Below are 13,154 nucleotides of genomic sequence, written 5' to 3' on the forward strand. Positions count from 1 at the left end.
TCCGGGGCGGCCCTCAGCGGAAGACGGACGGGGGCGGCGCCGGTGAGGCGACCGCCGCCGCGTCCGTGACCGGGGCCGCGCCCCCGGTGAACCCGGTGAGCTGCCTGCCGTGTTCGACCCGTGCGGGGTGCGGGTCGCAGGCCGCGAGCCGGGTCAGTTCGGCGACCGGCAACGGCCGGGCGGCGGCCACCAGGACGGCGTTCCCGAACCGCTTGCCGCGCAGCACCGTGGGGTCGGCGACCAGCGCGAGTTCAGGGAAGACGACCCCGACGGTGGCGATCTGGCCGCGGAGGTGGGCGAGCGGGGGCCCGTCGGCGAGGTTCGCGGCGTAGAAGCCGTCGGGCTTCACCACCCGGCGCACCTCCGTGACGAACTCGACGGACGTCAGGTGGGCCGGTGTGCGGGCCCCGCTGAAGACGTCCGCGATCACCAGGTCCGCCCACCCGTCGGGCACCTTGGCGAGACCGGCCCGAGCGTCCGCGGAGCGCACCCGGACCCGCGCGTTCGGATCCAACGGCAGCTCGCGGCGTACGAGTTGGACGAGGGCCGCGTCACGCTCGACGACCTGCTGGGTGGAGCGGGGGCGGGTCGCCGCGGTGTAGCGGGCGAGGGTGAGGGCGCCGCCGCCGAGGTGCACGGCGTGCACGGGCTTGCCGGGCGGGGCGACGAGGTCGATGACGTGTCCGAGGCGGCGCTGGTACTCGAAGCTCAGGTACGTGGGGTCGTCGAGGTCGACGTGCGACTGCGGGGCACCGTCGATCAGCAGCGTCCAGGCGCGCGCCCGGTCCCGGTCGGGCAGCAGTTCGGCGAGTCCGCCGTCGACGGGCTCGACGACCGCGTCGGCCGCCCGCTGTCCGCGCCGCGCGCCCCGCCCCGTCTCACGGCCCTCGTCCGACCGCTTGTTCCTCGCCCTTGCCATCAGACCATTATCCGGGGGCGCGGGCGGCTCGGCCCAACGGCCGGGACCGGGGGTCGGTACCGGGGCCCGCGGTCGGTGCCCCGGACCAGCACCCGCGGTCGTTGCCGGGGCGGGGGCCCGAGGTCGGTGCCCGGAGCCGGCGGGCGCTGTCCGCAGACGGCGGCCCGGCTCCGGGAACGGCAGGCGACACCGGCGGGGGCCTCCAGGGGCGGCGGCCGGTCCGGGTCAGCGGCAGTTGTCCGCGGCCTCGATGAGCCGGGCCGCCTCTCCCAGCGCGGCCCGCAGGACGGCCGGGTCGGTCGCGAGGTCCGCCTCGCCGGGCGGCAGGAGCCAGTCGGAGCCCTCGACCGGGGGCTCGGGGGGCAGGCTGAGCCCGCGGCCGTTGGTCTGTGTGCAGGTGCTGCCGGGCACGTCCCAGGCGTCGGCGGTGCCGGGCGGCACCAGGAAGCCGAGGGTGTCGCAGCCGTCGTCGTGGAGCACGGGGCCGACCGCTTCGCAGGCACCGCGGCGGATGATGTCGACCGCCTCCAGGCCCTGACGTGCGGGAACGGTCACCAGGTCGCACTCGGACGCAGGCTCCGGCGGAGCGCTGCACTCCGGGGACGGCCTGTGCTGCGCGGTCGTCGTCGACGTACGGAAATCGGTGCTCTGCCTGGTCTCCATCCCCGCCTCCAACGGAACCCCTCCTCTTGACGAGTGGGTCGGGAGTTCGGGTGGCTCCCGGTCCGCAGGGTTCAACGCTCCGGGACGTCAACGGCTACGGCGTAACACCGCCGCAAAGGATGGCAGTTCATGGCAGATCGTGGATGAGATATCCGGTTTGTAGCCAAACCCAGCGTGGCGGCCCCGTCACAGCAGGTACGTTCTTGCCGCGCCGGAAGCAGGGCACCACTGGTCACGAACCAGTGCAACTCGTCCTTGGTCCGGCATGGTTCGACGGTTCGCAAGAGAGGGCCCGGCCATGGCGTCGTCAGCGGTGACCTCGTCCCCGTCCCCCCGGCCACCGCGGCCGAATCTCGCCTTCAGGCGGTTGCGCGGACAGCGCTCGCCGAGCGAGTTCGCGGCGGCGGTCCGGCGGGCGGCGCGCGAGATCGGGGAGCGGGTCAGCTGCGACGCGCGCTACATCGGGCGCGTCGAGGCGGGCGAGATCCGCTGCCCCAACTACGCGTACGAGCGGGTGTTCCTGCACATGTTCCCCGGTCGCACGCTCACGGACCTGGGCTTCACTCCCCGCTCATGGGTACGTGGGCGCGGGGCGCGGGGCATGGGAGAGGCGCCCTCCTCGCACTCCGCGAGCCTGTCGTACGCCCTGCATGAGACGGAGGAGGCGTACGAGACGTATGAGACTCCGGAAGCGCACCGCGTTCCGGCGCAGCACGCACCGCACGATCCGCATCACCCGCACGATCCGCATCACCCGTACGACCCGCATGACAGGTACCACCCGCACCACACGTGCGATCCGTGCGACCCGTACGAGGACCACGATCAGAACCACGAGGAGAGCGACGTGCAACGTCGCGCATTCATGACCGGAGGCACCGCCACCATGGCGGCGGCCTCACTGGGGCCCTTCGCGGGCGCGTTCGGCGGCACCGCCACGGCCGCGGAACGGCGCGTCCACCGGGCCGGCACGTCCGAGGCCGGCGCCCTCGAAGAGGCCGTACGCAAGATCCGGCTGCTCGACGACCGCCATGGGGCCGACGGCCTCTACCGGCGCGCGGCGGCCCCGCTGCGGACGGCGTACGCGCTGCTCGACGCGGGCACCACACGGCAGTCGATCGCGGAGCGGCTGTACGCGGGCGCCGGTGAACTGGCCATCTCGGTGGGCTGGCTGGCCCACGACTCGGGGCGCTTCGACGACGCCCGCTCGCACTACGCGGAGGCCCTCGCGACCGCCCGGATGTCGGGCGACCCGGGCCTGGAGGCCCACGCCTTCTGCAACACGGCGTTCCTCGCGCGCGACGCCGGGCGTCCGCGTGAGGCCGTGCGTGCCGCACAGGCCGCGCAGCGCGCCGCGCGCCCCCTCGGCTCCCCCCGCCTGCTCTCCCTGCTCGCGCTGCGCGAGGCGGGCGGCTGGGCGGGGCTCGCCGACCGCGCCGGGTGCGAGCAGGCCCTGGCCCGTGCGCAGGCGCTCTTCGAGCGGGGCCCCTCCGAGGCCGACCCCGAGTGGATGACCTTCTACGGAGAGGCCGAACTGGAGGGACTGGAGGCGCAGTGCTGGTCGACGCTGGGCGACTGGCCCCGCGCCGCCCGGCACGCCCGCCGCGCCGCCGAGCTCCAGGACCCGCACTTCACCCGCAACATCGCCCTCTACACGGCGGAACTGGCCGACGACCTCGCGCGCGGCGGCCGCCCCGACGAGGCCGCCCTCGCCGGTCTGCGCGTCCTGGATCTGCTGAACGAGGTCCAGTCCTCCCGCATCCAGACGATGCTCGCGGGAACGGCGCGCGTCCTGCTCCCGCATCGCAGGGCGTCGGGCGTCTCGACGTTCCTGGAGCGCCACGCGAGCCTGCCGCGCCCGGCCTGAGACACGGCCGGCGGCACGGTCGCCCTACGCGGACAGGTGCCCGCAGTCGTTCCACACCTCGATCGCGGGCTCTCCGTAGGCCCAGCCGAGCACCGACAGCGACGTCGGGTTGAGGCGGATGCGGGCCGCGAAGTCGAGGGGGAGGCCGAGCCAGCGGGCTCCGATGGAGCGCAGGATGTGGCCGTGGGCGAAGACCAGGACGTCACGGTCCTCGGCGCGCGCCCAGGCGACGACCTCGTCCGCGCGCGCGGAGACCTCCTGGAGGGACTCTCCCCCGGGAACGCCGTCGCGCCAGATGAACCAGCCCGGCCGGACGGCCTGGATGTCCGCCGGGGTCATGCCCTCGTAGGCGCCGTAGTCCCACTCCATGAGCGTGTCCCAGGTGGTCGCGCGGTCCCCGAAGCCGGCGAGCTCGCAGGTCTCACGCGCGCGTGCCAGCGGGCTGGTGCGCACCTCGACCCCGTCGAGGCCGTCGAAGGGGGGACGGTGCAGCCGCTCCCCCAGCAGCTTGGCGCCGCGCCGGCCCTCCTCCAGGAGCGGGATGTCGGTCCTGCCGGTGTGCTTGCCGGACAGCGACCATTCCGTCTGTCCGTGCCGGGCCAGCAGGATGCGCGGTGCCATGGAAGGAGACCTTTCCGGGACGAGTGGGTGAGGGGGAACCGGTCACTCGGCGACGAGTGAGGGGGTCACTCCATCATCGCTCACGGGTCCGCGGGGCAACCCGGCGGGCGATCTCCGCGTCTTTGAGGACCGGGGCGCCCATCGAGGGCGTTCACATACACCGTAAAATCGCATGCGGCCACCGATCGTCTCCAGACACTGTGCAGACTGTGGGGTCACAGCAGAAGCAGATGGGGGAGGGCGATCGGATGCCGCAGACCGATGCACCGCGTACCGGGACGGCACCACGCGCCCGGTTTCGCAGGTGGACCGACCTGCGCGACGTCTCGGGAGCGCACGCGCGCCTGCGCTGGTGGACCGAACTGCCGCTGATCCTGCTGGTGTACGCGTCGTACTCGGCGGGCCGGCTGCTCGCCCGCGGCGACACCTCCAGCGCGGTCGACCACGGCCTGGAGATCCTGCGCATCGAGAAGGTCCTCCACCTCAACGCCGAACACCCGCTGAACCGGCTGTTCACCCGCGAGGCCTGGCTCGGCGTCCCGGCCGACTTCTGGTACGCGTCGCTGCACTACCTGGTGACGCCCGTGCTCCTCGTCTGGCTCTTCCGCTCCCGGACCGCGCACTACCGCGCGGCCCGCACCTGGCTGATGACCTCGACCTTCATCGGCCTGATCGGCTTCACGCTGCTGCCGACCTGCCCGCCCCGGCTGCTGTCCGAGGACCATGGCTTCGTCGACACGATGGCCCAGTACAGCTCGTACGGCTGGTGGGGCGGCGAGGCGAGCGCGCCGCGGGGCCTGGGCGGCATGACCAACCAGTACGCGGCGATGCCGAGCCTGCACGTGGGCTGGGCGCTGTGGTGCGGTGTGATGCTGTGGCGCCACGGCCGCACCCCGCTCGCCCGGCTCGCGGGCGTCGCGTATCCGCTGCTCACCACGATCGTCGTGATGGGCACCGCGAACCACTACTTCCTCGACGCCGTCGCCGGTGCCGCGGTGATGGGGGCAGGCCTGCTGCTGACCCCCGTCGTGATGCGGCTCGCCGACCGGGCGAGGACGCGGCTGGTCGCGCGGTTCCCGCGGTCCGCGACCGCCCCGGGCGCCACGGGTTCCTCAATTGTCAGTGCGGGGTGCCAGACTTCCGCGGGTGAGCGAATTCCCCGACAGCGCGAGTCCCGAACCGGGCCGGGAGCCGAACCGGGTGCCTCTCCCACGGACGCGGGGGACGGGGCTCCGGCAGCGGCTCGCTGAGCTGCGCGGCCCGGACGTACCGCCCAAGTCCCTCGACGCGCGCGCCCTCGCGGCGCTCGCCGCGAATCCCGGGTGCGAGCGTCGCGCCCTGCTCGACGGCGCGGGCGTGGACAAGGCGAAGCTGGCCGGCGCGCTGGGGGCGCCGTCCGGCTTCGGGCAGTCGCAGTTCGCCTTCATGCGCGGCAATGCGTTCGAGGCACGGGTCAAGGCCGACGGCGGCGCGGAGCTGCTGCGGCTGGTGCACGAGCGGCTGGACCCGCGCGCCGAGCCCCCCACGGCCGGTGTCGTGCCCGACCTGAGCGCCGTCGGCCCCGAGGGACGCGCCGCCCGGACGGCGCTCGCGCTGCGCGAGGCCACCGGGGCCGGGGTCTGGACGCTGCTCGACCACCCCATGGTCGCCCTCGACGTCGCCGGCTCCCCCGCCTTCCTGGAGCCGGACGCCGTGGTCGTGCACCCCGACGGCCGCTGGACGGTCGTCGAGATCAAGTCCTTCCCGATGCTCGACGGTTCGGCGGACCCGGCGAAGGTGGGCGCCGCCGCCCGGCAGTCCGCCGTGTACGTCCTGGCCCTGGAGGAGGTCGCCGCCCGCCTCGGCACACCGCCGAAGGAGCACGCCGCGGGCGAGCGGGCGGCCGGGGAGCCGGACACGGCCGTCCCTCCCGCGCCGTCCGAGGCGCCGGACACGGCCGGGGCCTCCTCCGAGCGCGGCGCCCGGACCGGCGTCCCCGAGGTCTCCCACCGGATCCTCCTGGTGTGCCCCAAGGACTTCTCCAACCTGCCGGCCGCCTCCGCCGTCGACATCCGCAAGCAGCGCGCGGTCACCAGGCGCCAGCTCGCCCGCCTCACCCGCGTCGAGGACATCGCCGCCGCCCTGCCCGAGGGCACCTGCTTCTCCCCCGACCTCCCCGCCGCCGAGCTGACGACCGCCGTCGAAGCGGTCCCGGCGACGTACGCCCCCGAGTGCCTGTCCGCCTGCGACCTGGCCTTCCACTGCCGCGACCGCGCGCTCGCCGAGGGCGCGGTCACGTCCCTGGGCCGCTCGCTGCGCTCGGAGCTCGGTGGCCTCACCTCGGTCACGGACGTCCTTGCGGCGGCGCACGGCGAGGCGGGCGACCCGCGCGACCCGGCGGTCGCCATGCTGCGGCGGGCGGCCCGGCTGCGGGCGGAGGCCCTGGACGGGCACCCCGCCGGCGCGGGTGCGTCCGAAGCCCTGGAGGGCGCCGCATGTCGCTGATCGCCACCCTCGCCCGGCTCGAAGCCGTGGAGAGCGGGCGGGCCCGGCCCGCCGCCACCGTGCGGCACCGGCACCTCACCGAACGGCCGCTGGTGCTGGTGCCGCTGACCACCGCGGGCGAGGCCGGGGCACCGCTCGGCGCGCTCGTCGGAACCGACCGGGACGCCCCCCGGCTGCTGGTCGTGCCGCAGCCCCGGGACCGGGACCTGCGGTCCGCGTTCCTCGCCGAGCTGGCCGACGTCGTGCTCCCGTACATCGACACGTACGCGGACGCCGTCGAGCCGGCCGAGCGCAGCGAGACGGACCCGGAGACCGGCAAGCGCGTCAAGGTCGAGGTCGAACTGTGCGCGGACGCCCCGCAGCTGATCGTCCCGAGCCGGCCGGGCATCGAGTTCGTACGGCTGCTCGGCCGTTCCACACGTTTCCGGCGCACCGCCGAGCAGGACCCCGAGACGCCCCATCCGGCACCGCCCCGGGTCCCGTTGTTCGGCCGGTGGCTCACGCACTACGCGGAGCGGGCCCGGGTGCCCGGCTCCGCCCTGCTGCTCGCCCTCACCGACGTACTGTCCCGGCACTGGGCCACCGGCCAGAGCAGTCTGGAGGACCAGCACCTGGGCGCGCTGCTCGCGTGGATCGATCCGCCCGAGGGGATGCTGGGCGCGGAGGCCGCGCTGCGCGCGGGGACGACGCGCGACGCACGGGGACAGCTCGTCTGCCCGCCCGCCGGACCGGCCACGGACCCCGCCTTCGACAACCAGCTGCTGGCTCCGGCCATCGAGCGCTACGACCGCGCGCGTGCCGCGTTCGCCGCCGCCGAGGACGGTGTCGAGGCGGACGACCGGCTCGGCCTCGTCACCGCCGCCGAGCAGGAGATCCGCGACCTGGTGGCCGATGTCACCCGCCCCACCTGGGACGCGGTGTGGCGCGGCCTCGACCTGCTGCGCGGGCTGCCCGAGGGCGCGCACGCCGCCGACCGCTGGACCCGCGACCGCTGGTCGTTCACCGGGCACCGCGACCGGGTGTCCGCCGGAGAGCCGCCGCAGCCCCGCCGGGACGACGCGGTCACCGCGGCGAACAAACTCGCGACGCGCGAACGCGAACAGGCCCGTCTGGAAGCCCAGGAGGCCCTGGACGACCCGCTCGTCATGGCCGGCCGCCGGCTCGCCGGGGAGGCCTTCGCGGGCGAGGTCGTCGATGTGGTCATGGCGTACAGCGAGGGCAAGCGGCCCAGTCCGCGCCCGCTGGTGACGGTGCGCACGGACGACCGGCCGTATCTGGGGGAACGCGTCAAGGTGTACCGCTCCCTGGGCGGAAAGCCGCAGTCCGCGGAGTTCGTCGGCTACGAGACGCTCCCCGGGGCCGGGGAGTCCGACGCAGCCGACGAGTCCGACCCGGCCGCGGAGTCCGACGGCACCGCGCCGTCCGGCGGGGACGTGGCGTCGGCCCAGGCCCCGGACGGCGGCGACGTCCTCGTGGTGCTGCGCATCGTCGACAAGATGGGCCGCGGCAAGGAGCCAGAGGCCGGATCCGTGCCCGAGAAGGGCGACCTCGTCTGCTTCACGCTCTTCGAGCACGAGCAGCGGGGCGGCGCGAAGCTGCCCGACCCGGAGGAGACACCGTGGACGCACGGCGGGCCTCCGGGCGAGCCCGACGCGGTGCCCCTGCCGGATCCGACGACGCCGGAGGACATCCTGTGACCACCGTCTTCGATCCCGGTGCCGCCGCGGCGCGCGCCACCGACGCGATCCTGCACGACACGCTGCACGGCACGCACCGCGGTGTCGTGGTGGACTCCCCGCCCGGCGCCGGGAAGTCCACGCTGGTCGTCCGGGCCGCGCTCGAACTCGCGTCCGCGGGACGGCCATTGATGGTCATCGCGCAGACCAACGCCCAGGTCGACGACCTGGTGCTGCGGCTCGCCGAGAAGGACGCCGACGTGTCCGTGGGCCGCCTGCACAGCAGCGACTCCGACCCGTACGACAAGGCCCTCGACGGCCTGGAGAACGTGCGCAAGTCGACGAAGGCCGCCGACCTGGCGGGTCTCGACGTGGTCATCTCCACCGCCGCCAAGTGGGCGCACGTCAAGGGCGTGGAGCCGTGGCGGCACGCGATCGTCGACGAGGCCTACCAGATGCGGTCGGACGCGCTGCTGGCCGTGGCGGGGCTCTTCGAGCGGGCCCTGTTCGTCGGCGACCCGGGCCAGTTGGACCCGTTCGCCATCGTCGGCGCGGAGCAGTGGGCGGGGCTGTCGTACGACCCGTCGGCCTCCGCGGTGACCACGCTGCTCGCCCACAATCCCGAGCTCCCGCAGCACCGTCTGCCGGTGTCCTGGCGGCTGCCCGCGTCCGCGGCACCGCTGGTGTCCGACGCGTTCTACCCCTACACGCCGTTCCGCAGCGGGACGGGACACGAGGACCGGCGGCTCGACTTCGCGGTCGCCTCGGACGGTTCGGGTCCCGACCGGGTCATCGACGAGGCGGCGCGGGCCGGTTGGGGACTGCTGGAGCTACCGGCCCGCCACACTCCGCGCACCGACCCCGAGGCGGTGCGGGCCGTCGCGCGGGTCGTGCGGCGACTGCTGGACCGGGGCGGCGCCGCCACCTCGGAGCGGTCGGGGGAGCCGGTGCCGCTGACCGCGGACCGGATCGCCGTCGGCACGGCGCACCGGGACCAGGCCGCGGCCGTGCGGGCCGCGCTGACGGATCTCGGCGTCGCCGACGTCACGGTGGACACGGCGAACCGGCTGCAGGGCCGGGAGTTCGACGTGACGGTGGTGCTGCACCCGCTGTCCGGGCGGCCCGACGCGACGGCCTTCCACCTGGAGACGGGCCGGTTGTGCGTCCTGGCGTCCCGGCACCGGCACGCGTGCATCGTGGTGTGCCGGGAGGGCGTGACGGAGCTGCTGGACGACCATCCGTCGACCGAGCCCGTGCAACTGGGTGTCACGGTGAAGTTTCCGGACGGTTGGGAAGCCAATCACGCGGTGTTGTCGCACCTGGCGGAGCATCGGGTGAGCTGGCGGCCCTGACCGGCCGCGGTACCGGACGCGGGCGGCCGTGGTGCGGGACACGCCCGGCCCCGGCGCGGGAAAGGGGCGGCACCGGCGCAGGAAACGGGCGGCCGCTCGCGGACGCGGATGACCGACCGGGGCCGACCGGGGCCCCGCGCACCCGCCGGGGACGCACGCGGTCCGGTGACCACGCACGATCGCCGGTGACCGCGTACGGCCGTCGGCGACCGCGGCGGCGGAGGGCACAGGCCCGTTCCGCGCTCGGGTCCCGTCGTCCGCGGCCCACTTGCGCGGCCGGGGGACAATGGACGATGGCCCACCCACAAGGCGGGTTCCCAACCGTACGAGGAGGAGAAGACATGGCGGAGCCCACGCCGCGTCGGAACGAACCGCGGCTACGCCCCGCGCCCCTGCTCTTCGAGCCCGCGGAAGCCGCCGGGGATCCGGAGCACTTCTTCGACCTGGAGTCGATCGACGACCCGCGCGCGCTGCTGGACCGCGCCACGGAGCTGACGCAGGCGTTCCGGGCCGCCGCCGACCGCGCCGTCGAGTTCCAGGCGATCGCCGCGGCACAGCTCGCCGACCCGCGCCGGTTCGACCGGCTCACCCCTGCCGCCATCGGCGAGCGCGCCGAATGGACCGAGGACTACGCGAAGAAGATGGTCGAGTTCGGCCGCGATCTGCTGCGGGGCGTCGAGGGGAACGGGCACGGACAAGGGGTCGTCGACCCGCTGTGAGCCCGTGGCCCGGCCGGGCCGGCCCGCGCGCACGGCGCGGGTCACGCCCCGGCCCGGCACGGCCACCCTTCGGCATATGCCAGAGGGGCACGCAAAATACTCCACCCCGCCCCTCCCTGTCCCGGTTTCCGGCAACCCTCGGGGACGGACCGCTCACCGCCGGTAGATGTAGTCGGCATGAGCGGCACTCGGAACCCGGATCTCACCACCCCCCACGCCCCCGGCGCCCCGCCGGCGTCGCCCGACCGGTCCGACATCTGCGGGGCCACCCCCGAGGGCGCCGCCTGGCTCGCCTCCGCGGGGACGTATCCGCGCAGCACCCTCGCCCTCTGGGCGGAGCGCCCGCACGCCCCGGTCGTCCTGCCCTGCGGCACCGCCTTCGACGTGGTCAGCGCCCCCGCGATCTTCGGGCGCCGGATGCTCGACCGGCTGTGGGAGGAGGGACCGGGCTCGGGGCCGGTGGCCGCGTACCGCGGGCGGATGATGCTGTTCGCCGCGCCCGGCACGGCGCACCGGCTGCCGTCGCTCTTCGAGTGGGAGGAGTGGGGCTCCCGTGACGCCGGACGCCCGGGGAGCACCGTGCACGCAGGCCGGTGCGGAGCGGTCCCACCCCTGCTCTGCCACGGCGCGGGCGACGCGGTGACCGTGCCCGCGCCGATTCCCGACACCTCGGGCCGGCACCCCGCCGAGCGGCTGGAATCCCGCTGGCTCGTCGCGCCCGACACCCGCCATCCGTGGCTCCCGGGTCCCGAGATCCTGCTCTGGGCGGCCGTCCGGGCGGCCCGTGCGGCCGCCTCCGCCGCGGTCCGCATATCGATTTTTCCTCCCGCCGATCAGGATGCTAAGGTCTACGACGTCAGCAGGCGCCGCTAGCTCAGTTGGTTAGAGCAGCTGACTCTTAATCAGCGGGTCCGGGGTTCGAGTCCCTGGCGGCGCACGCTCACGATGGCGAGGCAGGATCGCGGAAACGCGTCCGGTCTCGCCATCGTCATGTTCGCGCACGACGCCCCACGGCATTCACCCGAACGGCCGACAGCGCATCGTCCCGCCCCTCGGTGCAGCCCTCCCCGTCGGCGCCGGCCACCCGCCCGTGCCGGTCGTCTTCCGCCTCGCCCGGGGCAATCCCCCTCGGCCGACGCACTCCCCCTCTGCCGGCGCGATCCGGCTCAGCCGGTCGTGATCCGGACCGTCCACGCCCCCGAGGGTGTGCGGCCCTCGACCTCGACGCGGACATTCTCGCCCGGCACCGTGAAGCTCTCCCCGAGCCCCACGGGGGCGTCAGCGAGCGGTGGGTACACCGATTCCTCCCAGCAGGACTCGGTGTGCGGATGCGCGTCGACGACCTCGATGGGGCCACCGCCCGACGCGGCCCCACTGCGCACGCGGTAGACGAGCACTCCCTGGGCACAGGTCGCGCCGTCGTTCCCGCCCGGGGCGCGCACCTCGAAGGCGAGGGCGCTGTCCGGGCCGGTGGGGACCACCGCCAGCTTGGTGCCCCGGCCGGCCCCGAAGTCCCGCCCGTCGGGGAGGCCCACGCCGGGGGACGGCGCCGCGAAGGCACCGTATCCGGGTGTGTCGGGCCCGGAGGCCCCCGAACCGCTCGCACCCGGGAGAGCGGCGCCCGAGCCGCTCACACCCGGGAGCGGGGCGCCCGAGCCGCCGCCCGGTCCTGAAGCGCCGGGGTCGGAGGCCCCCGAACCGCTCACACCCGGGCTCGAGGCGCCCGAGCCGCCGCCCGGTCCTGAAGCGCCGGGGTCGGAGGCCCCCGCGCGGACGCCCTTGGACGCGGCCGCCATGGAGATGCCCGACCCGGCCGCGAGCGCACCCGCGGCGGCGGCGCCCCTGGCGGCCGACCCCGCTGCGGCGGCGCCCCTGGCGGCGGCACCGGCAGCCGCGGCCGCACCGGCGCCGGCACCCAGCGCTCCCGCACCGGCACCCGCGGCCACACCCGCGCCGAGGGTGTCCGGTCCTTGCCCCAGCGGCTCCAGCGTCAGCCGGGTACTGCCCGGGCCCTGGACGCACGCCACCTGGTGCGGGTCCAGCCATCCCAGCTTCCACTTGTGCCAGGCGAACAGGTCCGGGGCGAGCCCGAACTGGCTGCCCATGAGGTCCCAGTCGCCGACGTAGGTGTCCCAGTCGCCCTTGCCGTCGGAGGGCCGGTGATAGAGGTCGGGCAGGTCGAAGACGTGGCCCGTCTCGTGGGCGAGGACGAGCCGGTCCGGCGGGTGCTTCTCGAAGACCGTGACGACCCGGCGGATGTCCTTGCCGTCGGCGTGCAGGGGTGTGTCGAGGTTCACGACCTTCGTGGCGTCCGAGTCGACGCCCGGCGCGTCCGGGTCGGCGACGAAGTAGACGATGTCGTAGCGGGAGAAGTCGACCTGCTCGTCGGCCGCGGCGAGCGCGTCGCGCAGATAGGCGGCGCGGTCCTCGGCGTCCCAGTCGCGCTGTATGGCGTACGACGTGGAGGGGTGCGGCATCCGGATCCAGCGGGGCTGCGGATGGGCGCGCAGGGTGAACCTGCCGTACGAGGCGCGCTCGAAGAAGTCGCTGGTGGCCGGGAAATGGTCGGCGGCCAGTTCGGCGGGGGTGGTGAGCGGACGCGCGTCCGGGAAGGACAGGAAGACCATCACCGCGTCGAGCGGGTGGGTGGGGCGCACATAGGTGGAGTTCCAGGTGTCCACGCCCTCGGAGTGGTGCGCGTCGGTCCGCTCCAGCGCGCACGGGGCCGAGTGGGGTTCGGCCAGCGCGGGTCCGGGCACCAGGGAGGTCGCGGCGAGCGCCGTCATCGAGGTGAACACGGCCGCGGTGCTGCGCCAACGTGGCGCCCCGTCACGAGCGAGGCCACGCAAGGCC

The 13,154-nt window shown here is 74.8% G+C and carries 11 protein-coding genes and 1 tRNA gene; 8 read left to right on the top strand and 4 right to left on the bottom strand.

Translation table 11 applies throughout. The features are described from left to right. Nucleotides 1-13 precede the first annotated feature (13 nt). On the bottom strand, nucleotides 14-919 hold the full coding sequence (locus ACSYGO_RS19325) for a spermidine synthase (RefSeq protein ID WP_359498824.1): 906 nt from the start codon (nucleotides 917-919) through the stop codon (nucleotides 14-16). A gap of 225 nt (nucleotides 920-1,144) precedes the next feature. Further along, nucleotides 1,145-1,582, bottom strand: coding sequence for a hypothetical protein (locus ACSYGO_RS19330; protein ID WP_028803492.1), 438 nt, complete (start codon nucleotides 1,580-1,582; stop codon nucleotides 1,145-1,147). 298 nt (nucleotides 1,583-1,880) lie between these two features. Here ACSYGO_RS19330 and ACSYGO_RS19335 point away from each other — a divergent pair, with 298 nt between their 5' ends. Next, nucleotides 1,881-3,449, top strand: a complete 1,569-nt coding sequence (locus tag ACSYGO_RS19335; RefSeq protein ID WP_426680741.1) for a hypothetical protein — start codon at nucleotides 1,881-1,883, stop codon at nucleotides 3,447-3,449. A 24-nt stretch (nucleotides 3,450-3,473) separates the two neighbouring features. Here ACSYGO_RS19335 and ACSYGO_RS19340 read toward each other — a convergent pair whose 3' ends face one another. Continuing rightward, nucleotides 3,474-4,070: a histidine phosphatase family protein gene (locus tag ACSYGO_RS19340; RefSeq protein ID WP_426680740.1), complete on the bottom strand. Its 597-nt coding sequence runs from the start codon at nucleotides 4,068-4,070 to the stop codon at nucleotides 3,474-3,476. Between the two features lie 248 nt (nucleotides 4,071-4,318). Between ACSYGO_RS19340 and ACSYGO_RS19345 the strand changes: the two genes are divergently transcribed. The 7 genes from ACSYGO_RS19345 to ACSYGO_RS19375 all read left to right on the top strand — a co-directional run bounded on the left by ACSYGO_RS19345 (nucleotide 4,319) and on the right by ACSYGO_RS19375 (nucleotide 11,238). Next, nucleotides 4,319-5,320 (top strand): phosphatase PAP2 family protein, encoded by a 1,002-nt coding sequence (locus ACSYGO_RS19345; RefSeq protein WP_426680739.1) that lies wholly within the window; start codon nucleotides 4,319-4,321, stop codon nucleotides 5,318-5,320. After that, on the top strand, nucleotides 5,271-6,554 hold the full coding sequence (locus ACSYGO_RS19350; protein ID WP_426680738.1) for a hypothetical protein: 1,284 nt from the start codon (nucleotides 5,271-5,273) through the stop codon (nucleotides 6,552-6,554). Before ACSYGO_RS19345 ends, ACSYGO_RS19350 begins: the two co-directional genes overlap by 50 nt. Continuing rightward, on the top strand, nucleotides 6,545-8,251 hold the full coding sequence (locus tag ACSYGO_RS19355; protein WP_426680737.1) for a hypothetical protein: 1,707 nt from the start codon (nucleotides 6,545-6,547) through the stop codon (nucleotides 8,249-8,251). Before ACSYGO_RS19350 ends, ACSYGO_RS19355 begins: the two co-directional genes overlap by 10 nt. Then, entirely contained in the window at nucleotides 8,248-9,582 is a 1,335-nt protein-coding gene (locus ACSYGO_RS19360) for an AAA domain-containing protein (RefSeq protein ID WP_426680736.1), read from the top strand. The genes ACSYGO_RS19355 and ACSYGO_RS19360 overlap by 4 nt, the downstream gene beginning before the upstream one ends. A 341-nt stretch (nucleotides 9,583-9,923) precedes the next feature. Next, nucleotides 9,924-10,301 (top strand): hypothetical protein, encoded by a 378-nt coding sequence (locus tag ACSYGO_RS19365; protein WP_426680735.1) that lies wholly within the window; start codon nucleotides 9,924-9,926, stop codon nucleotides 10,299-10,301. Between the two features lie 177 nt (nucleotides 10,302-10,478). Further along, a complete protein-coding gene (locus ACSYGO_RS19370; RefSeq protein ID WP_426680734.1) occupies nucleotides 10,479-11,174 on the top strand; it encodes a bifunctional DNA primase/polymerase in 696 nt (231 codons plus the stop codon). After that, a tRNA-Lys gene (locus ACSYGO_RS19375) sits at nucleotides 11,165-11,238 on the top strand. Before ACSYGO_RS19370 ends, ACSYGO_RS19375 begins: the two co-directional genes overlap by 10 nt. Nucleotides 11,239-11,467: 229 nt before the next feature. Here the strand turns inward: ACSYGO_RS19375 and ACSYGO_RS19380 are convergent. Next, entirely contained in the window at nucleotides 11,468-13,099 is a 1,632-nt protein-coding gene (locus ACSYGO_RS19380; RefSeq protein ID WP_426680733.1) for a M6 family metalloprotease domain-containing protein, read from the bottom strand. Between the last annotated feature and the right edge of the window lie 55 nt (nucleotides 13,100-13,154).

Source organism: Streptomyces krungchingensis, assembly GCF_054729265.1.

What these genes read in the sequence shown, in the direction of transcription:
- ACSYGO_RS19325 (WP_359498824.1), bottom strand. Translation starts at nt 919, where the DNA reads ATGGCAAGGGCGAGGAACAAGCGGTCGGACGAGGGCCGTGAGACGGGG.
- ACSYGO_RS19330 (WP_028803492.1), bottom strand. Translation starts at nt 1,582, where the DNA reads ATGGAGACCAGGCAGAGCACCGATTTCCGTACGTCGACGACGACCGCG.
- ACSYGO_RS19335 (WP_426680741.1), top strand. Translation starts at nt 1,881, where the DNA reads ATGGCGTCGTCAGCGGTGACCTCGTCCCCGTCCCCCCGGCCACCGCGG.
- ACSYGO_RS19340 (WP_426680740.1), bottom strand. Translation starts at nt 4,070, where the DNA reads ATGGCACCGCGCATCCTGCTGGCCCGGCACGGACAGACGGAATGGTCG.
- ACSYGO_RS19345 (WP_426680739.1), top strand. Translation starts at nt 4,319, where the DNA reads ATGCCGCAGACCGATGCACCGCGTACCGGGACGGCACCACGCGCCCGG.
- ACSYGO_RS19355 (WP_426680737.1), top strand. Translation starts at nt 6,545, where the DNA reads ATGTCGCTGATCGCCACCCTCGCCCGGCTCGAAGCCGTGGAGAGCGGG.
- ACSYGO_RS19365 (WP_426680735.1), top strand. Translation starts at nt 9,924, where the DNA reads ATGGCGGAGCCCACGCCGCGTCGGAACGAACCGCGGCTACGCCCCGCG.
- ACSYGO_RS19370 (WP_426680734.1), top strand. Translation starts at nt 10,479, where the DNA reads ATGAGCGGCACTCGGAACCCGGATCTCACCACCCCCCACGCCCCCGGC.